General features: G+C 40.7%; 20 protein-coding genes. 16 read left to right on the top strand and 4 right to left on the bottom strand.

Features of this window, described 5'->3' with window-relative positions:
• Positions 1–20 precede the first annotated feature (20 nt).
• The 3 genes from ABJF57_RS06245 to ABJF57_RS06235 all read right to left on the bottom strand — a co-directional run bounded on the left by ABJF57_RS06245 (position 21) and on the right by ABJF57_RS06235 (position 3,156).
• Positions 21–800, bottom strand: a complete 780-nt coding sequence (locus ABJF57_RS06245) for a hypothetical protein (RefSeq protein WP_462233458.1) — start codon at positions 798–800, stop codon at positions 21–23.
• A 271-nt stretch (positions 801–1,071) separates the two neighbouring features.
• Positions 1,072–2,499: a tetratricopeptide repeat protein gene (locus tag ABJF57_RS06240; RefSeq protein ID WP_462233456.1), complete on the bottom strand. Its 1,428-nt coding sequence runs from the start codon at positions 2,497–2,499 to the stop codon at positions 1,072–1,074.
• A 51-nt stretch (positions 2,500–2,550) separates the two neighbouring features.
• On the bottom strand, positions 2,551–3,156 hold the full coding sequence (locus ABJF57_RS06235; protein ID WP_462233454.1) for a hypothetical protein: 606 nt from the start codon (positions 3,154–3,156) through the stop codon (positions 2,551–2,553).
• 88 nt (positions 3,157–3,244) lie between these two features.
• On the opposite strand from ABJF57_RS06235, the gene ABJF57_RS06230 reads away from it, so the two are divergent.
• The 12 genes from ABJF57_RS06230 (at position 3,245) to ABJF57_RS06175 (ending at position 15,027) form a co-directional block, all read left to right on the top strand.
• Positions 3,245–3,559, top strand: coding sequence for a thioredoxin family protein (locus ABJF57_RS06230; protein ID WP_462233452.1), 315 nt, complete (start codon positions 3,245–3,247; stop codon positions 3,557–3,559).
• Between the two features lie 3 nt (positions 3,560–3,562).
• Positions 3,563–3,805: a DUF6952 family protein gene (locus tag ABJF57_RS06225; protein ID WP_462233450.1), complete on the top strand. Its 243-nt coding sequence runs from the start codon at positions 3,563–3,565 to the stop codon at positions 3,803–3,805.
• A 136-nt stretch (positions 3,806–3,941) separates the two neighbouring features.
• Positions 3,942–4,913 carry an arsenosugar biosynthesis arsenite methyltransferase ArsM gene (gene arsM / locus ABJF57_RS06220; RefSeq protein ID WP_462233448.1) on the top strand — a complete coding sequence of 324 codons (972 nt, stop codon included), beginning with the start codon at positions 3,942–3,944 and terminating at the stop codon, positions 4,911–4,913.
• A 24-nt stretch (positions 4,914–4,937) separates the two neighbouring features.
• Complete coding sequence (locus ABJF57_RS06215) at positions 4,938–5,276, top strand: arsenosugar biosynthesis-associated peroxidase-like protein (RefSeq protein WP_462233446.1); 339 nt, start codon at positions 4,938–4,940, stop codon at positions 5,274–5,276.
• A 2-nt stretch (positions 5,277–5,278) separates the two neighbouring features.
• Complete coding sequence (gene arsS / locus ABJF57_RS06210; protein ID WP_462233444.1) at positions 5,279–6,322, top strand: arsenosugar biosynthesis radical SAM (seleno)protein ArsS; 1,044 nt, start codon at positions 5,279–5,281, stop codon at positions 6,320–6,322.
• 88 nt (positions 6,323–6,410) lie between these two features.
• Positions 6,411–7,526 (top strand): tRNA 2-thiouridine(34) synthase MnmA, encoded by a 1,116-nt coding sequence (mnmA, locus tag ABJF57_RS06205; RefSeq protein WP_462233442.1) that lies wholly within the window; start codon positions 6,411–6,413, stop codon positions 7,524–7,526.
• 2 nt (positions 7,527–7,528) lie between these two features.
• Positions 7,529–8,254: a hypothetical protein gene (locus tag ABJF57_RS06200; protein WP_462233440.1), complete on the top strand. Its 726-nt coding sequence runs from the start codon at positions 7,529–7,531 to the stop codon at positions 8,252–8,254.
• Positions 8,244–9,905, top strand: a complete 1,662-nt coding sequence (locus ABJF57_RS06195) for a S8 family serine peptidase (protein WP_462233438.1) — start codon at positions 8,244–8,246, stop codon at positions 9,903–9,905. Before ABJF57_RS06200 ends, ABJF57_RS06195 begins: the two co-directional genes overlap by 11 nt.
• Positions 9,905–10,558, top strand: a complete 654-nt coding sequence (gene rpe, locus ABJF57_RS06190) for a ribulose-phosphate 3-epimerase (protein ID WP_462233436.1) — start codon at positions 9,905–9,907, stop codon at positions 10,556–10,558. The genes ABJF57_RS06195 and rpe overlap by 1 nt, the downstream gene beginning before the upstream one ends.
• 4 nt (positions 10,559–10,562) lie before the next feature.
• Positions 10,563–12,929, top strand: a complete 2,367-nt coding sequence (locus ABJF57_RS06185) for a TonB-dependent receptor (RefSeq protein WP_462233434.1) — start codon at positions 10,563–10,565, stop codon at positions 12,927–12,929.
• Positions 12,930–12,972: 43 nt separating this feature from the next.
• Entirely contained in the window at positions 12,973–13,557 is a 585-nt protein-coding gene (locus tag ABJF57_RS06180) for a penicillin-binding protein activator LpoB (RefSeq protein WP_462233432.1), read from the top strand.
• Between the two features lie 78 nt (positions 13,558–13,635).
• A complete protein-coding gene (locus ABJF57_RS06175) occupies positions 13,636–15,027 on the top strand; it encodes a COG3014 family protein (RefSeq protein WP_462233430.1) in 1,392 nt (463 codons plus the stop codon).
• A 2-nt stretch (positions 15,028–15,029) separates the two neighbouring features.
• On the opposite strand, the gene ABJF57_RS06170 is transcribed toward ABJF57_RS06175, so the two are convergent.
• Positions 15,030–15,323 carry a thiamine-binding protein gene (locus ABJF57_RS06170; RefSeq protein ID WP_462233428.1) on the bottom strand — a complete coding sequence of 98 codons (294 nt, stop codon included), beginning with the start codon at positions 15,321–15,323 and terminating at the stop codon, positions 15,030–15,032.
• 104 nt (positions 15,324–15,427) lie between these two features.
• Between ABJF57_RS06170 and ABJF57_RS06165 the strand changes: the two genes are divergently transcribed.
• From ABJF57_RS06165 to gyrA, 4 genes are all read left to right on the top strand, one after another.
• The gene (locus ABJF57_RS06165; protein WP_462233426.1) at positions 15,428–16,039 is read left to right on the top strand and encodes a hypothetical protein; all 612 of its coding nucleotides are present in this window, start codon (positions 15,428–15,430) and stop codon (positions 16,037–16,039) included.
• A gap of 34 nt (positions 16,040–16,073) precedes the next feature.
• Positions 16,074–17,024 carry an FKBP-type peptidyl-prolyl cis-trans isomerase gene (locus ABJF57_RS06160; protein WP_462233424.1) on the top strand — a complete coding sequence of 317 codons (951 nt, stop codon included), beginning with the start codon at positions 16,074–16,076 and terminating at the stop codon, positions 17,022–17,024.
• Positions 17,025–17,044: 20 nt separating this feature from the next.
• Entirely contained in the window at positions 17,045–18,136 is a 1,092-nt protein-coding gene (locus tag ABJF57_RS06155; RefSeq protein ID WP_462233422.1) for a hypothetical protein, read from the top strand.
• Between the two features lie 109 nt (positions 18,137–18,245).
• Positions 18,246–20,789: a DNA gyrase subunit A gene (gene gyrA, locus ABJF57_RS06150; RefSeq protein WP_462233421.1), complete on the top strand. Its 2,544-nt coding sequence runs from the start codon at positions 18,246–18,248 to the stop codon at positions 20,787–20,789.
• The last annotated feature ends 14 nt before the right edge of the window (positions 20,790–20,803 follow it).

The raw sequence follows: 20,803 nt of genomic DNA, 5'->3' as shown, positions 1-20,803 counted from the left end.
GGGTAGATAAGAAATGATTTTTACCTGATTTCGATTTGGTCGCAAGTGCCAACAAAAGGTACACCAGTTGTGAAAAAAGCATAAGTAATTAGACCAACATAAACTTCACTCTCAAAAGTGGGAGCTGTTCCTGGTAAGTCTCCTGTACCATTATACAACGTCCAGCTATCCGCTTGATTATCCAGATCAAGATTTGGTATTTGCCAATAAACAGTAATGGTCTGATCATCATTTCCGACAATGCGAATATCAGCGCGACCACTTGGAACGGTATTGGCACCTATGTCATTAACAGAAGATGATCCATTGAGCGTATTTTTACCTTCAATTGTAAACCCAGTGGGTCCGCGATGCCCCACTACAACGTGAGCTGAGTTAGGAGAACTTAAATCAAGTGCATGCACCTGAACGCCTGCAAAGTTGTACGGATCGTTTGAATGGGCCGGAGCTTCTTGTGAGTTGCCGGTTGTTCCAATTCCTATATTCCGCGCAATGAACTCAAATGGAAACGCCACCCTTTTTGCATCAAGACGCCCCTGATCTTCATTGAAATGCAATGTCACATTATTCGCGTTATCCAGCAGTTCAGCACGATATCGACCAGCTACCTGAGCAACGTTAGGGAGAGCCGTTTCATTATTCGTTGTGTAGTCCACCAACGCTCCCGTACCATCAAAAGTGTCAATAAATACATCACCCGATTCCATATCATCATCATCAGGAAGTGGGTCACTGCTATTGGAGCAGGACAATAACGTTGTTGAGATGCCAAAAATCAGGATGTTCTTGAATTTATTCATAGTCAAGTTCAGTTTACAAGTGAGATGTGTCAACTCGTTTTAAAGCTAACCTTGGCAAATTAAGAAGTTTTTCGCTTTTCAAACTGAAGTAAAAAATTAACAAGGTTGTCTTCCGTTTTCAGTCCTAACTTTTTCCTTAGCCTGTAACGAGCGGTTTTCACACTATCCGGTGCAATTCCCAGAATCCTCGATGACTCTTTCAAATTCATGTTTAGTCTCAAAAGTGCGCAAAGCTTCAGCTCTGCGTTGCTGATGTCTGGATGAGATTTCTTCAACTCTTGAAAAAATCATCGTGCATTTGATCAAAGGTCAACTGAAATGTTTTCCATTCTTCATCTGAACGAAAATTATGATCAACTATTCTATTGATCCGTGTTAACTCTTTATTTGTACTCATGTCGGCACTTTTTTTCAGCTCATTTATCTGACTTTTCAATTCTTCCATTAATTGATTTTTTTGAAGAAAGCTTACGGTATAGGATGATATCTCCTTGTTTTTGGCATTGATTTGATCTGCAAGTGATTGTAATCTCAATTGGGAGATGATTTCATCATTTTTTCTTTTTTGGCGAGCATAGAACAGGAGAATAATTGCCAATAGAATCACACACACAATGCTGATGAAAAATAAATTTCTAACACCTACTTCGAGGGCTCTTTGTCTTTGCAACTCAGCGAATTGCTTTTCTTGCCTTACAGTTTCATACTGCATGGTGAGTCTGTCTACTTGTTTGGCTACCTCAATGTTTCGTTGTTTTTTATAGAGTAAAATCTCCTTTCCATAATACTCTAAGGCCTTTTTGTAGTCTCCTCGTTGATTGTAGAGTTCGGAAAGTTTACCGAAAATTTGTTCTTTAACTTGGTCAAAATCGTTCTCATCCGCTAAAAGAAGACCGTTCTTTAGAAGCCTTTCGGCCTCAGTAGGTCGACCAAGCAAAAGCTGTGATTTTCCCATGTTAGCATAAATAGTCGCTAGCAGATTATTGTTGTCACCTTCTTTGAGTAATGTCAAAGACTCTTTCAAATGAATCAACGCTATTTGAGCGTGTTCTGCGCTTATCTCACTATTTGATAGATACAACTCAGCTATATTATTAAGTACATGAGCGATACCAGTCGCATCCTCAAAAGCTCTTCTTACCTGAATGCATTCCTGGTAAAAATGAAGTGCAGAGTCAATCAGATTTAATTTGCCAAACCCGGCCGCTAAATGGAATATGGACTTGTCGAGATTGATTGAATCATTTTGATACCTACTTATTCGCAGACTCTCTTTCATATAGTTCATTGCATTTTCGGTATGTCCCATATCATCGAAAGCCCTGCCCATATTTGCTTTGATTATTGCTATATCTTTTTTCACGTCCATTTCATCATACTTTTCAAGCGCGATCAGGTAGTGTTTTATTGCAAGCTCAGGCAGCTGCCTAGCATCATATGATACTCCTAAGACATGGTGGGCTTTAGCTGGAACCAAGCCGGAAATATTCCATTCATCGGCTTTTTTCAAGGCCAGTTTAGCGGTATGCTGTGTGAGAATTGGGTTGTGAGTGCAAATGACCAATGCTGTATCACAAAGCCATAAGGCTGTTTGTTCAGTCTCAGGCATTGAAGCTAGTTTTTTTTGAATCTGTTTTAGCTGTGCAAATCCCACCAAACTTGCTGAAAAACAGCAAGCAATAAGTACTCTTCTTATCATTTCGACAATAGATTAAAAGAACGTTAAAAAAATGTTTATTATAGTAAGATTCTAGTCTTCCTCGATCATTTCGAGGACGTCCATTATTTGGCCATAATCCTTATAGCCTGGACGCTCTTCTTTTGAAGCTTCTAGCTCCAATCCTGGGAATCTTCCTATACTTTTTTTGGTGGTAACTCCGTAACCTTTTAACAGTTTCAGATTTCCATTATAGTATCCTATTTGGGAATCCAAATCATCAAAAAGCGCATCGTTTTCTGATTTTATTAAAACCATTTTTGCGAGTTCATCCAAATAGCTTAAGGTGGATTTTAGCTCTCTGAACTCTGAGTCTGTGTTGATATTCAATCTGACAATCAAAGGCTTTCCTAGTAGGAATACTTTTTCGACAAGATTGAGATCATCAATTTCGATTAAATCGATTGGGTATTTACTTACGGTATTTCGAATTTCTTCAATACCAGATCCATGAAACTCTCCGGCAAATTTTACACCTGCCACCCAATTAGTTATTTCTTCAAAATCTTCTGCACTTACAAATGATTGAGCAGTGGAATCAATGTTGAATCCTATCACATCAACCATCATTCCCGCACAGTAACGGGCATCCGATAAATTAGTTACGTTACTGATTTTTACGAATGTCTTTAAGCTCATTGATCTAAGAAATTTCTGAGGCAAAGAAAACCCACTGTTGGAAACAAATTCAATTAATTTGCTGTTTTGAAAAAAAAAAGTTTAAAAAATGGCAGTAGAGCTTAAAACGGATCAAAATTTTAGTGAATCTCTTGAGGGAAATGAGAAAGTAGTAGTCAAATATTTCGCAGACTGGTGTGGAAGTTGTCGGTTATTTGGTCCAAAGTTTAGAAGAATGTCAGAGGATAGTCGGTTTTCAGAAGTCACTTTTTTGGATGTAAATGCTGAGAATAGTCCGGAAGCAAGAAAGCTGGCTGGCGTCACCAATCTTCCATTTTTTGCAACCTTTAAGAATGGAGAACTTGTTTCTGGTGTATCTACAAGCAAGGAAGAAGTGGTTTTTGAAATGATCAATGCCCTTTAGACTATGAAAATACCCGTAATCAAACAGCTTGTAGAAAATTATTCTAAAGAAGAGCTGTTAAAAGCAGAGGCTAGCTTGCTAGAAGAACAAACCCCAGCGATTGACATACCAGGAAATGATGAAGGTGAGCAATTGACGCATGCCTATGCAGCCATTCAAATACTTGAATCAATGGATAGCAATGGAACGGATTTCAAGGCTGCGCTACGAGAATATACTAGCAGGGTTAGAAATTCCATCTCGTAAAGAATACTGGACGACATACGTTTTATAAATCCAAAAATGATACATACTACGTAGTTCAAAGAAGTACATTTGAATCTACATACTCAACAGCCTTATCCTCCTTACTTTTCAATAAACAGATGACTTAAAATAATTGATGGAAACATATTTAGATACCACTAAAGATATTTACAAGCGCGCGGCGGAGACACCGGATGTAGGTTTGTGCTGTACCACAACACCTATTTGGGCATTCCCTGGTCTCGATATTCCTAAGATCATGCAAGAAATGAATTATGGGTGTGGGAGCACGGTGCATCCTCGGGATCTCATCAACAGCCCCAAAATACTCTATGTAGGAGTGGGTGGAGGTATGGAACTATTACAGTTTTCATATTTTAGTCGACAAAGCGCAGGAGTGGTGGGCGTAGATGTGGTAGAAGAAATGCTTGATGCATGTGAGAGAAATTTCAAAGAAGCAGAAATTTCAAACGACTGGTTTCATTCAGATTTTGTTAGCCTCCGCAAAGGAGATGCACTCAACCTACCCGTTGAAGATGAAACCATTGACGTTGCTGCTCAAAACTGCCTTTTCAATATCTTCCATGAAGAAGACCTGAAAAAAGCGTTGAAAGAAATGTATCGAGTCTTAAAGCCGCATGGTAGACTCGTATTGTCAGATCCGATCAGTGAGGATGTCATGCCCGAAAACCTTAAGAATGATCCCGAGCTTCGAGGTTTATGCTTAAGCGGGGCGCTTCCTTTGAATGAGTACATCAAAATGATCACTGAAGTTGGTTTTGGTACCGTAGAGATAAGAGCTAAACGCCCGTATAGGATTCTCGATTCCAAACATTACGATACGGAGCACCCCATTCACATCGAAAGTGTAGAAGTCTGCGCTATCAAAGATCCTATGCCAGCAGATGGTCCATGTGTGTTTACTGGACGTACCGCTATATATACGGGGGAAAAAGAATATTTCGATGACCATGCAGGACATGTATTGATGTATAATCAACCACTTTCTGTTTGTGATAAAACGGCAGGCAACCTGGAATCAATTGGTGATGAGGATATTTATGTCAGTGAAAGCACACATTTTTATGATGGAGGCGGCTGCTGCTAAAAGCTCATATTAAAATCGCGTACTATGAAAGATAATAACTATTATAAGTCTGAAGACTTAAAAAAATTCAGTGAGATTACTGAATGGCAAAAGGAACTAGGCGATAAGTTTTTTGATTATTACGGCACTGTATTTAATGAAGGAGCTTTAACAGCCAGAGAGAAGTCACTCATTGCCCTAGCCGTGTCACATGCCGTACATTGTCCATATTGCATCGAGGCATACTCTTCTGATTGCTTAAAAAAAGGAGTAGATGAAGAGCAAATGATGGAAGCTGTACACGTAGCTGCAGCCATCAAAAGTGGAGCCGTATTGGTACATGGGGTGCAAATGATGAATAACGTGAAAGATAAATTGATGTGACAATGCTTAAATCCTTACAACGTCAAAAACATCCTTTGGGAACGCCTCAGGGTCAAATTGAAGTTCTAGACAATCATGAAGCCATATCTATTCCTTCATTCGAAAGTAAGCTGAATGAACTTGGCCATTTGCCACTTAAGCCAACAGGCATCGATATCTTCCAAATCAATGTAGGGAAAATGTGCAATCAGGTATGCACACATTGTCACGTAGATGCAGGTCCTGATCGCAAGGAAATAATGACACGGGAGACCATGCTTCAATGCCTTGAGGCGTTGAAGGGAACAGATATCTCGACGGTGGATTTGACGGGTGGCGCACCAGAGATGAATCCTCATTTCAGATGGTTTGTCGAAGAGCTGAGTAAACTTGGCAAGCAGGTGATCGTACGATGTAATCTTACTATTATCCTGGCTAACCCAAAGTACAATGACCTGCCAGAATTCTTTAAAAAGCACAAAGTCAATGTGGTCTCCAGTTTACCATACTTCACGGCCAAGCGGACTGATGCACAAAGAGGTGACGGTGTTTTTGACAAATCCATAAAAGCATTGCAGATGCTTAATGATGCAGGCTATGGACGACCAGATTCTGAGTTAAAATTAGATTTAGTTTATAATCCTGCTGGGGCATTTTTGCCAGGAGATCAGACATCCTTGGAAAATCAATTCAAACGGAAGCTCCAAGAATATGACATAGTATTCAATGAGCTTTTCGCAATTACGAATCTTCCAATAAGTCGTTTTCTGGAGTATCTGGTGAAAACTGAAAAATACCAGGACTACATGGATGAGCTTGTCAACGCTTTTAATCCAATGGCTGCTGAAGGCGTCATGTGTAGAGATACGATAAGCATTAGCTGGGACGGTTTCATGTATGATTGTGATTTTAATCAGATGCTCGAACTAAAAGTAAATGGCCCACAGCATATTTCTGAATTCAATGTGGATGCATTGAGTAAGCGTGAGATCATCTTGAATCAACACTGCTATGGATGCACGGCTGGTGCCGGAAGTAGTTGCGGAGGCACCACTACTACTTCATGAGGAAATGATAGGTGCTTAGGAGGTAGCTCATTATCTTTGCACTCTTATGTATAAACCGTGGCTGTGAACCCGGCGAAATACGAAACAAATGAGTAAAAAAGGAAGAATTTTGGTCGCCATGAGTGGCGGCATTGATAGCTCACTGGCTGCAGTGATGTTACACGAGGAAGGATACGAAGTGATTGGGATGACCATGAAAACATGGGACTATCAAACCTCAGGAGGAAGTTCAAAGGAAACAGGCTGCTGCAGTCTCGATTCCATCAACGACGCAAGGAACATTGCGGTAAACTTAGGATTCCCACATTTTATCATAGACATCAGAGAAGAGTTTGGTGATGCTGTCATCGACTATTTCACGGATGAATACATGGCCGGCAGAACGCCTAATCCATGTGTGATGTGTAATACCCATATCAAATGGGATGCATTGTTAAGAAGAGCTGATAAGCTGGACTGTGAATTTATTGCCACGGGACATTATGCAAATATTCGTGAGGAAAATGGTCGGCATGTTGTTTCAAGAGGAGCGGACGGGTACAAAGACCAGTCGTATGCACTTTGGGGAATTTCTCAGGAGAGCCTTAGTAGGACCAAGTACCCATTGGGTCATTTAAAGAAGACGGAGATCTATGACATGGCAAGAGAACGTGAGTTTTATGAGTTGGTGACCAAATCGGAATCCTATGAAATATGCTTCGTTCCCGACAATGATTATCGTGGCTTCTTAAAGAGAAGAGTGGATGGCATTGAAGAACAAGTGGCTGGCGGTGAATTTGTGTTAGAATCTGGCGAAGTAGTTGGTAAACATGAAGGATATCCGTTCTACACGGTTGGTCAAAGAAAAGGATTGGGTATTGCTTTAGGATATCCTGTATATGTTACTGAAATACAGAAAGATATGAATAGGGTAGTGCTAGGTACTTTTGACGAATTAAGTAGAGATGGAATGTATGTGAAGCAGCTGAATATGCAGAAATATGCATCCATAGAGGGAGAAAGAAAGGATACAATTACCAAGGTTCGTTACAATGACAGTGGAAGTCCTGCCGTTATTGAGCAGGTTGGAGACACCATGAAGGTTTACTTCGGTAAGGGCGTTAGTGCAATCGCTCCGGGGCAGGCAGCCGTTTTTTATGAGGGAGACGATGTAATTGGTGGTGGTTGGATAACTTCAAGCTTTCATCAAAATAGAGAAAATTGAGAATGAATAACAGCTTCAAAGTACGGAGTGTATACACATGGAAGGGATGTAAGAGCTTAATTTTTGCCTTTATCACATTTCTTTTCTCTTGCAATGAGACGAAAGAAATTGGACCAGATCTATTAGGTTACGATTACTATCCACTCAATGTAGGACAATACAGTATTTATGAAGTTGAAGAAATTCAATACCTGGTGAGTGGATTTGATACGACCAGGTATCAACTGAGAGAAACCATTTTTGATTCAATTGTTTCAATTGATAGAACCACCTATTTAATCAGAAGGGATAGCAGGGCAAATGAAATGAGTGCCTGGAAAAGCGACTCTGTTTGGTCAGTTACCCAAACCTCCAGCTTTCTGTCCATCACAGAAAACAACATTCCTTTTATCAAATTAACCTTTCCTGTAAATGTCGGTAGAGAATGGGATGGCAATAGTTTAAATAGTAGAGGTGCTTTAACTTATTACTATCAAACAATAGATAGTCAGATTATTGATTCCATTTCTACCGAAAACCATATCCGCGTAATTATTGAGGATATAGAGGAAAATGTGACAGGAGTTGATCTTAGAAGTGAAGTATATGTAACAGGAGTCGGATTGGTAGAGAAGGACTATTTGACTCAAAAGAAATGTACTTCCAGTGATTGTGGGGTAGACTTTGGCACAGTAATCGGAGGTCGTTCGCTTAAGCAAACCTTAATTGAGATTGGAAATGAAGAATAGCCTATTGATATCGTGCCTGTTATTATTATTTTGCATCGAAACCTTTGCACAGGGTGAGCCTGCGATTAGCCAGGTCAATAGATACTTTATCTATTTCTCAGATAAAGCAGGTGAAAATTATCCATATAGCCTATCTGACCCATCAGAATTCCTTACACAGAGAGCTTTAGATCGCAGGGATAAACAAAACATCTCTGTGAATGAGTCTGATTTACCTGTTGATCCAGCATACATTGATGGGCTGAGAGATGCGGGATTAGAAGTCTATTTTAGTTCCAGATGGCTAAATGGGGCATTGGTAAATGCTGACACGACTTTGCTCAATGATGTTGAAATGCTTTCCTATGTGGACAGCATCGCATGGATAGGAGATACAACACGGTTAAGTTTTGATAAATCTCCAATAGAGACACCAACGAATTTTTCTGAGCCTCCATCAGTTAATGGAGACTCAGACATCCAGCTAGGAATGCTTGGAGCGCTCTTCATGCATGCAGAAGATGTTAAGGGACAAGGAATGCTAATCGCTGTACTTGACAATGGATTTACAGGAGTCGATAAATACACACCGTTCCAGCACATTTGGGAAAACGATCAAATTATAGCGACACGGGACTTTGTAGAGAATTCAGATAACGTGTTCCAATTCGGGAGTCACGGCACATCAGTCTTTTCCATCATTGGATCTAAGTACGAATCCGAAAATGGAAACTTCCATGGAATAGCACATGAAGCCAGTTTCATCTTGTGCGTCACAGAAGATAATAAAGCTGAAAATAGGCTGGAAGAGTACAACTGGTTGCTGGGAGCAGAATTTGCTGATAGTTTAGGAGCAGACGTTATCAATGGCTCACTAGGCTATCGCTTGTTCGACATCCCCAGTCACAACTACGATTTTGAAGATATGGATGGAGAAACCACCATTGTTTCAAAAGCTGCAAAATGGGCTGCTGAAAAAGGAATTATTGTGGCAGTGAGCGCAGGCAATGAGGGCAATAAAAGCTGGAAGCGAATCACTCCCCCAGCAGATGCAAAAGGTATTCTTACCGTAGGCAGCGTGAATCCCGATTTCACCTATTCTTCCTTCAGTTCGGTTGGACATACTGCTGATGGCAGAATAAAGCCCGATGTTGCTGCTTTTGGTTCTGCCACAGCGGTGATGAGGGGGGATGGATCCATTTCCAGAGGTAGCGGAACAAGCTTTGCATCACCATTGATCGCTGGATTCGCAGCGTGTATTTGGCAGTCTAACCCAGATAGAACGGCTAACGAGATCATGGCATCCATTAAAAATTCAGCTCACAAGGCTAATAACCCGGATTCACTATTTGGCTATGGCGTACCCAACTACCTATATGCTAAAGACGTAAGAGCGTTAAACATAAGCGATATCCTGCAAGACAAAGTGGTGTTTTATCCTAATCCATTCAATGGAGATACATTGTACTTGATTACAGATGGAGAATTTAAACAAGGGATGAGTATCAAAATTATGGATCCAAAAGGGAGCCTGATTTACAAAAAAGAGTTTAAAAGAAGGGAAGTAAAAGAAAACATGGAATTGACCATTGATGGTAGCCAACAAGGAGTTTATTTCTTATTCTTGCAAACAGGAGACAATCAAAAAGTAGTCAAACTCATCAATTTCTAATGTCTAAAAAACTAATCGCCCCTTCATTTCTTGCCGCAGATTTTGGAAATGTGCAGCAGGAAGTAGAAATGTTAAATCAAAGCGAAGCAGACTACATCCACATCGATATCATGGATGGCGTATTTGTGCCCAATATCTCTTTTGGTTTTCCGGTATGCCAGGCCATCCATAAGCATGCTAAGAAGCCGATGGATTACCATCTGATGATCGAGCATGCAGATCCATACCTGGAAGATTGTATGAAGGCGGGGGCAGAAATTATAACTGTACATCAGGAGGCTTGTCGACACCTCCATCGCACAGTAACTGAGATACGGAGGCTAGGAGCAAAAGCAGGCGTTGTTGTCAACCCTCACACACCTGTGAGTACCTTAGAGGAGATTCTGCCATATGTCGATTTGGTTTTGTTGATGTCTGTCAATCCTGGGTTTGGAGGACAAAAGTTTATAGAAACGACATTTGATAAGGTTAGGAAACTCAAAAAAATGGTGGATCAGGTTAATCCGGAAATCATCATTGAAATAGATGGAGGGGTGAATGATAAAAACGCAGGAGAACTTTTTAGTGCCGGGGCAGATATGCTAGTAGCAGGTAGCTTCGTTTTTAAGTCAGATGATCCGGCCCAAACCATTGCGAACCTTAAAAAATCCTAGCCAGTTGAGAAAGCTCATTTTCTCAATACTGATAAGTGTCTCATTTGTCTCATTTGCCCAACAAGATGTAATAGAAGGTAGAATTGTAGACGAAAACGGTGATCCGATTCCAGCCGTCAATGTCTTGGTTAAATCTGACAAAACGAAAGGTACAATTTCCAATGCTGAGGGCTATTTTATCCTTGAACTAGCTTCTGGGAGGTATGATCTTGTTTTTTCTCATGTACAATATGGAGCCCATGAGCTATCGGACATACCTACTGGAGTCAGTGATTTCACGGTGACCATGAAGTTGCAAGTGACGCAGTTGGATGACGTGCAAGTAGAGGGGCAGAGGGAGCGTGACGCCATAGATCCAGCCACAAAAATCGATGCAAAGTCTGCAAAGAACCTTCCTTCTGCTTTTGGAGATTTCAACAAGGTCTTGTTGACCTTACCAGGAGTAGCCGGAAACAACGAACTTTCTTCCGCATACAATGTGCGAGGTGGAAATTTTGATGAAAACCTGGTGTATGTAAATGATATTCCGGTTTATCGCCCGTTTCTTGCAAATGCGGGAAGGCAAGAAGGGCTTAGTTTCATAAACCCTGACCTGGTAGGAGACATTAGTTTCTATGCAGGTGGTTGGGAATCCAAATACGGAGATAAGCTTTCCTCATCGCTAAATATCGATTACAAAGAGCCTGAAGCTTTGGAAGGCCAATTCAACTTTGGCTTGCTGGGAGGTTCAGCCTATATAGGTAACCGAATAAGTGAAGACATTCAATACCTGTTTGGCGCACGCCACCGTGACTCCAGGTATTTACTTAACACCTTGGAGACAGAAGGCCAATACCTTCCGTCATACACGGATGTTCAGGCCTTTTTCACTTTTGACCTTACCGGAAAAAACAGCCAACAGATTAACCGAACAAAGCTCAACTGGTTACTCGCCTATGGTAGAAACAGATACCTCACACTTCCAGAATCCCAAACCACTGAGTTTGGTTCTGCTACACAAAACTTACGAATTCAGACAGCTTTTGAAGGCAGAGAAAAACTTGACTATGATACCTATCAAAGTGGCTTCAATCTTTCGCATCGCTGGTCGAACAAACTACTTAGCAGATGGATATTTTCTGGTGTCTACACCACCGAGCGAGAGAATTACAATGTCGAAGGAGCATATCGCATTTGCGATGTAGATAATAATCCGGGCTCAAACAGCTTCAATGAATGTGTCGTAGTGAGAGGTGTAGGTACGAATTTCAACTATGGCAGAAATAAACTTGAAGCTAAAATCTTTAATTCCGAATTAAGAAATGAATACTTGCTATCAGACTGGTCCGTTTTGGAAGCTGGAATAGGCTATAATAGAAACATCATCAATGATGAGCTAAATGAATATGCTTTTTTGGATTCAGCGGGTTTCGTTACCATCAACGAAAGTACATTCAATAACCTCGAGCTAAACACCACATCAATTACAGGCTATTTACAAGCAACCATTTTTAGCAAGGACTCGATACATGCGGTGAATTTTGGTGGAAGAGTCAATCACCTCGACTATAACGATGAATTGCTTTTTAGCCCACGCATCATTTATCGTTTCAAGCCAAATTGGGAGCGAGAGACTTCTTTTAGACTTTCCGTTGGTAAATACAGCCAGCCACCCTTTTATCGTGAACTGCGCGACCAAACAGGTGAAATAAGGGAGGACGTAAAAGCACAGCAATCCATCCACATCATAGGAGCTATGGAGCGCTTACTTAGCTGGTGGAATAGGCCATTCCTGTTCTCCACCGAGGTTTACTATAAATCAATAGACAATGTAATTGCTTACGACATTGATAATGTGAGACTAAGGTATTTTGCCAACAATGACGCAGAAGCCATTTCGTATGGATTTGACTTCCGAATCAACGGTGAGTTTATACCTGGAACACAATCATGGTTCAGTTTGGGAATCCTCAGTACGCAGGAAGACATTGCTGAAGATGACAAAGGGTTCATCAGAAGACCTTCTGATCAGCGAATAAATCTCGCTTTTTATTTTGAGGATCACTTACCAAATGATCCAAGCATGCGAGTTTATGTGAACACCGTGTTTGGTTCTGGTTATCCACTTGGTCCTCCAAATGAAATAAATGCAAGAAATATTTTTTCTGGTGATGAATACTATAGAGTTGATATGGGCCTTTCAAAATCATTTGAATTAAGAAATCATAAGTATCTGAGAACCTTATGGTTAAGAGCTGAAGTACTGAATGTGCTGGGAGCAGATAATACCCTGTCATATTCATGGATTCAGGACGTGACAGGTTCTCAACTCGCCATCCCTAACTCATTATCGGCAAGGTTTTTGAATTTCAAAATATCAGCAGATTTTTAGGTGGAGGATCACCTATCTTTGTAATACCTTATAGCATAAAAAAATGAAAAGAATCACTCAATTATCCATGTTAGTACTTGCTATTGCAGTACTGGCTTCATGTAATAGACAAGTTACTCGCATTAACCCTGATCAGCAGGTAGATCTAAGTGGTCGCTGGAATGATACCGATTCCAAATTGGTCGCAGAAGAGATGATCCAGGATGTGACAGGGAGACCATGGCACAACAACTTTAAGATTGAAAATGATCGCAAGCCTGTTGTAATCGTGGGATATGTTAAAAACAAAAGCTCTGAGCATATTGAATCAGAGACCTTCATCAAAGACATGGAAAGAGAATTCATCAACTCTGGTTTCGTAAGAGTGGTGTCCAATTCTGATTTCCGTGAAAAGCTAAGACAAGAGCGAGCGGAGCAAGGAGAGTTTGCATCTCCGGAGACTCAAGCAAAATGGGGGAAAGAGCTGGGAGCCGATTTCATGATGTTTGGAGTAATCACCGCAATTACTGATTCATATAAAAAAGAGAAGGTGGTAAGCTACAAAGTGAACTTGGAACTTGTAGATATCGAGACCAATGAAAAAGTATGGTTAGGCGATAAAGAAATCAAGAAGTACATTAAGAACTAGTACACTAATTGAATCACAAGCCTTATTCTAAGGCTTGTGATTGTTTTACACTTTAGCTTCAATTCACCACATCTATCGATGGTTTCAACAAAGACCATATGCGTTTTAGCAATCTTGATTGCGCTCAGCGGCTGTGCCTCTTTCTATCAGCTCAACTATGAATTCAATAAGAATTTTGAGGAGGGTAAGATTGAGGAAGCAGCAAATATCCTTGATCAGAATAAGAAGGCCGCAAAGAGCAAGACTCGCTTCCTTTATTACGCCAATCAAGGGGTGGTGGAACATCTATTAGGTAATTATCAAGAAAGCAATAATTGGCTGGAGCAGGCATACCTTTTTGGCGAAGACTATCACAAAAACTACCTCAATTTTGCAGCATCCTATTTTCTCAATCCAAACCTAATCGTTTATCCAGGAGAGGATCACGAACATCTCATGCTGCTTTATTACAAAGCGCTCAATTATTTAAAGATGCAGGATTATGAATCTGCATTGGTGGAGTGTAGAAGATTAAATCAACGATTGTTTGAGCTTGGTGATAAGTATGTTTCTGATAACAAATACCAGAAAGATGCATTCGTCCATAATTTGATGGGGATTATTTATGATGCTTCAGGGGATTACAACAATGCCTTCATTGCGTACCGGAATGCCTTGGAAATTTATCAAAACGAGTTCACCGAAATGTTTGGACTTGGAGCACCAGAGCAGCTGAAGAAAGACTTGCTAAGAACAGCTTCACTGGCAGGATTTCCAGAGGAACTCGATCAATTTAGTGAAACATTTGGAATGGAGTATGTAAAGTTAGAACCGGCAAAAGGAGGGGAGCTATTGTTCTTTTGGCACAATGGTCTGGCACCCATTAAAGATGAGTGGTCCATCAACTTTGTTGCGGTAGCCGGTGATGGTGGCCAAGTGTTTTTTGAGAATGAAGAATATGGATTGAATTTCCCGTTTTTTTACGATACAGATGATGATGACAATGCAAGCATCACTGATCTAACAGGGACGCGCGTCGCATTTCCTAAATACATTGAGCGTGAGCCGTTCTTTACTTCCGCAAGTCTGGAAGTCAACAATTATTATTACCCTTTAGAGAAAGCAGAGGACGTTAATGCCATTGCTTTTAAAACATTGAGGGAACGAATGTTGGAAGAACTGGGAAAAGGGTTGTTACGGGTCGCGCTAAAAAAGATGGTGGAAAAACAAGTCAGGAAAGAGGATGAAACATTAGGCTTTTTAGTAGGGATAGTCAATTTTGCTTCTGAGCAAGCAGACACGAGAAATTGGCAAACCATGCCGCACAGTATTCATTACAGCAGAGTTCCCCTTGAAGAAGGAGAAAATGAAATTATCCTTCATGCGCAAAGCGGAAAAGTCGACAGTGAACAAACGTTTACATTCTTAGGCAAGAAGGGAGAGACACAATTTCAAACGTATCAATCGTTGGAGAGCAACGTGGCTTTCTGATATTATCTATCCAATCTTTTTTCCTCCATCGTAACATCGGCGTTTGTTCGGATATGCATCTTGATGTTTACCAAAAATTCCGTGCATCCGGAATCGACCAATGCTTGTTGTGCATCCCTGGCTACAGCTTGTAGTTTATCGTACGGCCCTTGCATCACCGTTTCCATGGGAGTGATTTGGTATGTTACACCAGATTTTTGAATCACATCGATAGCTGCATCTATCTTCTCGTAAACATCTCCATTGCGCTCCAGCGGAACCACTTGAATCGCCAATTGAATATTCTTATCTGTCATGACTTTTTTTTTAGCGAAAATAAATCTTAGATAATTAGACTCCTACTTTTCCCTATTTAGTTAAAAGGCTTTATTTTGAGGTCTAATAATAACCACTCCCTAATATGTTCACCGAGTACGAAATAGAGTCCATGATTGAATATCCTGAAGTAAAGGAAGCTACCAAGGCTTTGAAAAAGGATTTTCTTAAAACCGAGGCACCATACCTAGAGATAGAAGATGAAGATTTTTTCTCATTAATAATCATGGCTCCAACGATTGGAATAGCGATGGCGGATGGTAAAATCACACTTTTCGAAGAAATGGCTTTGAATAAGAAAGCCCGAAAGCTTTCAAAAGGCGGGTATTTTATGAAAAAGGATCCAGTCATTTATGCCATGAAGTTCCTGATTAAGAATTACTACAACTGGTCTGACAAGTTCATGGAGGTCTTGAAAGAAACAATAAAAGTCACATGTGGTATTAATGAACTTGATCTAGGAAGACCTCCCGGAGAAGGGGAAGTTGATTATAACGAGTACAGACAGGCCGTCCTGCATTCACCTTATTTGCTAATCAGATTCATTGCAAGTTTTTTTCTGGAAAATGATGAAGACATCATTAATCGAAATCACAAAATAGGTAAGGAGGAGTATCAGCGAATGATTTTGATAGGAGAAAAATTGGAACTCGACAAAATACCTGTTTTTCAAATGTTTTGTAAGACTTTCAAATAATCTATTTTCATCTAATGCGTTGTTGGTGGTAGTGATGAGATACATAGTAATATTAAGTCTGGGTTTGTTCCTGAGTTCTTGCGGCAATGATGACATTGTAAGTACATCAGTTGACGGAAATATTCAAGCATGGCTGGATACCATGAATATTACGGCTGTTCGTGACGATAATACTGGAATCTACTATTATGCTGATAATACCAACCTTGCTGGAGCTCAGGCTGTCACAGGGGCTGTAGCAGCTATTTACTATACATTGATGGACCTCAATGGCAATGTTATTTCCAGATACCAAAGAGCTGATGGTGATTCATTGATATATAAAGTAGGAGCATCCGCAATCTACCCAATAGGTGCAGACTTTGGTATAAGCGTCATGCGCGTGGGCGAAATTTATAATTTCATATTGCCGCCGAGTCAAGCCTACGAAGGCCTTACTTCAGGAGCTATTAGCCCCAACCTCATTGCGCATTTGCAAATAGAACTAACAGCAGTACATAACGAAGCTGATCTGATTGTTCAGGAATTAGTAGACATTGATAATTATGTTGCCACAAATAACCTGAATGATACCGTGACAAATCCACTCAATACCGTGATGAAATTTCCAGCTTCGGGTATTTCATTTAAACGCCTTCAGGCAGGAGCAGGTACTTTACCGTTAAACGGAGACACTATCATCGTTGATTATACTGGTAGATTTATAGATGATTCTTCCTTTGGAGGAGATACCGTATTCCAATGGATATTTGGATCTGGCAGTCCCAGAGAGCTTTTAACCGGATTCGAATTTGGTGTATCGCTAATGCAGGCAGGAGAACGGTCACTGGTGATGGTGCCTTCTTCCCAGGCATATCGAGAAAGTGCATTGATCATTCCTCAATTCATAGATGAAGATTTAGTTGAAGATGGAATCATACCCGATTATGTGACTAGAATACCACCGTACAGGACTTTGTTGTTTGAAATCGCCCGTGTCAATTAATCACTTAATTTTGAGATAATTTGCTCGCTGCTGCCAAACGATATCAACTGATTATTCTGTTAGCCTTTGTGTCTACACAATCGCTTGGACAGGATATCTATGAGAAATACAACATCTACCGTAATCCGGTTAAAGTATTTCTCAATAAGTTCAGCATTACTGCAACAACTGGAATTGGACAAACCAGCTATTCACATCAATTGAGAGGGGTATACTTTTATCAGGATGCTACCAACCAATACATATTCTCCAATGCTATTGAAAACCTGGGAAGTACTTTCAGCGGATATACCAATTGGCTGAACAATCCTCAACTTGGATTTGAAACCTCACTGGAAAATCCATTTGATGTCCCGTTCGAATATTTGCCAAATCCTGTTAATAACCCGCTACTTGGCGATCAGACATTTTTAGTAAATACAGATACAACAGATTTTGGCTTTAAGGGAGGCTCACGTGGGGTTCCCATCAATCTGTCTATTCACTACTCATATGATAAGTACCGATTGGGAATTGGATATTCATATGAAATACACACGGTAAGAGAACTAAAACCGACTGCCTTTGGCGATCAGGTTAGAAACTATCAACCAGATTTTTCCAGAACACGCTATTCAAGACTATATGCCATGGCTGGCTATAAGTTTTATCAATTTTGGAGCTATGATTTTGTTGCCGAGTTGCAGGTCGGCAGAATCACTGCAGGAAAGCAATTCAACAGTGGAGCCATTTCACGAGGACTATACACCAATTTAGGTGTTAGCATCGAAAACAATTGGTCTGAATACTTCAGAGTGATCATACGTCCAAGTGTCGAATTCAAATCATATACTGTCAATATTCCTGATGGCTCCTCTGTGAGGCATAAGTATCCAACATTCTTCATACAAGCAGGCATCAGCATAAATATTCCTGATATTCCTCGCTCACCGATGAAAAGCGATCATGTACAATTAAAACATGTATATACTGATCCAAAGACCGGCAGAAGAATGGAAGTAAGAGGGCAGCCTATTTGGAAGCGTCAGAACCCTAAGATCGGGGAAAATCACCGTACCCTCAAGAGCCTGAATCGTAAAAAAGGCAAAAAGAAAAGGTCACGCAAAAACTAAGAATTGGCCAGTATTTTTTAAGTCTAATTCTGTTTAATAAAATCCACTCATTTCACCTAGATTTTTGCTAAATTGCGGGTTGATTTTTGGCTAACCCAAATAAGCATAAATGGCAGACGGAGATAACGATAACCTATCCTCATTCGAAGAGAATATCATCCCAATAAATATTGAAGAAGAAATGCGTGGCGCCTACATCGATTATTCGATGAGCGTAATCATTTCACGGGCTCTTCCAGACGTCAGAGATGGCCTCAAGCCCGTTCACAGGCGAATTCTCTATGGTATGGATGAATTGGGTGTCAACTACAACAAATCGTATAAGAAGTGTGCGAGGATCGTAGGAGACGTGCTGGGTAAGTATCACCCCCATGGAGATACAGCAGTATATGATACCATGGTACGTATGGCGCAGGATTGGTCCATGAGGTATCCCTTAGTGGACGGTCAGGGAAACTTCGGATCAGTAGATGGAGATTCTCCTGCTGCGATGAGGTATACGGAGGCTCGACTTAGGAGAATTTCAGAAGAGTTGTTGGCTGATATCAGAAAAAACACGGTCGATTACGTACCCAACTACGACGATAGTACGGAAGAGCCAAGTGTACTTCCTTCAAAGATTCCAAACTTATTGGTAAATGGAGCGAGTGGAATTGCCGTGGGTATGGCTACCAATATGGCGCCTCACAACCTATCAGAAGTGGTAGATGGTGTCATCGCCTATATTGACAACAATGACATTACCATTGAGGAGCTAATGCAGCATGTGACGGCTCCTGACTTCCCTACAGGGGCAACCATTTACGGTTACCAGGGCGTAAGAGCGGCATTCGAAACAGGGAGAGGTCGAGTTGTACTTCGAGCTAAGGCTGAGTTTGATACCACTAGCAGTGGTAGAGAGCAAATCATAGTAACCGAAATTCCCTATCAGGTGAATAAGGCCAGCATGATTGAAAAAACCGCTGGATTAATCAATGATAAGAAAATAGAAGGCATCGCCGATATTCGAGACGAATCGGATAAGCAAGGGATGCGCGTGGTGTATGACCTGAAAAGGGACGCTATCCCTAACATCGTACTCAACAACCTTTACAAGCAAACTGCATTACAGTCCTCTTTCAGTGTGAATAACGTTGCACTTGTAAAAGGAAGGCCTAAAACATTAAACCTCAGAGAGTTAATAGTTCACTTTGTAGATCACAGACATGAAGTCGTGGTGCGAAGAACTGAATATGAACTAGAGGAAGCAGAGAGAAGAGCTCACATCTTGGAAGGGTACTTAATTGCACTTGACAACCTGGATGAAGTCATCAATTTGATTCGTTCTTCCAAAGATCCGGATGAAGCACGCATCGGCTTAATTGAAAAATTCAGCTTGAGCGAAATACAGGCTAAGGCGATTTTGGACATGAGACTTCAGCGTCTCACCGGTCTCGAAAGGGATAAGATCCAAAAAGAATACGAAGAGATTCAAGCGTTGATCAAAGAGCTTAAGGACATTCTAGGAAACGAAGGACGTAGAATGGAGATTATCAAAGAGGAGCTTGTTGAAATCAAAGAACGTTACGGGGATGAGAGAAGATCGGACATTGAGCATAGCGCTGATGAGTTTACTGCTGAAGATATGATTCCTGATGAAGATATGGTGATTACCATTTCACATCAAGGATACATTAAACGTACACCGCTGGTAGAATACAGGACACAGGGTAGAGGTGGAGTAGGAAGTAGAGCGGCCAAGTCGAAGGATGATGACTTTACTGAACACTTATTTATCGCTTCAGCTCACAATTACTTATTGATATTTACGGAGTTTGGGAAAGTATTCTGGATCAAGGTATGGGAGCTTCCTGAAGGAAGTAAAACCTCTAAAGGACGACCAATTCAGAACTTGATCAATATTGAATCTGATGATAAAGTACGGTCAGTAATCAACGTTAAAACGCTTGATGACCCTGACTACATAAACAACAACTTCCTAGTAATGTGTACCAAACGAGGCATCATTAAAAAGACCTCTTTAGAAGCATACAGCAGACCAAGAAGAAATGGGATCAATGCCATAACCATCCGTGAAGATGACAAGCTTTTAAACGTACGTCTTACAGATGGTGACAATCACATTATCATAGCTTGTAACACCGGGCGTGCGATCAACTTCAAAGAATCAGACGTCAGATCGATGGGAAGAATGGCCTCTGGCGTGCGAGGAATGAACATTACGGACAAAGAGTTTGTGGTTGGTATGGTTTGTGTAGACTACAAGAACCCGCCTAACCTATTAGTTGTATCTGAGAAAGGATATGGCAAACGATCAGACCTTGAAGATTACAGAATCACCAAAAGAGGTGGCAAAGGAGTGAAAACACTCAATGTAACAGATAAGACTGGAGAACTTGTGGCTATAAAAGATGTAGTTGATGGTGATGAATTGATGATCATCAATCGGTCTGGAATTGCTATAAGAATGTCAGTGGATAAATTAAGAGTAATGGGAAGAGCTACCCAAGGTGTTCGACTCATAAAGCTTAATGAAGATGATGAGATATCGGCGGTGGAGAAAATTTCCAACATAGGAAGCGATGAGGAAGAAAGTCAGGATGAACCATCTCAGTCATCAGAGCAAAATGAAAATCAAAAGGATAACGAATAATTAAAAATCGAATA

This window comes from Ekhidna sp. (assembly GCF_039940915.1).
Lineage (GTDB): Bacteria > Bacteroidota > Bacteroidia > Cytophagales > Cyclobacteriaceae > Ekhidna.
This window is presented reverse-complemented; position numbering and strand designations above follow the sequence as displayed.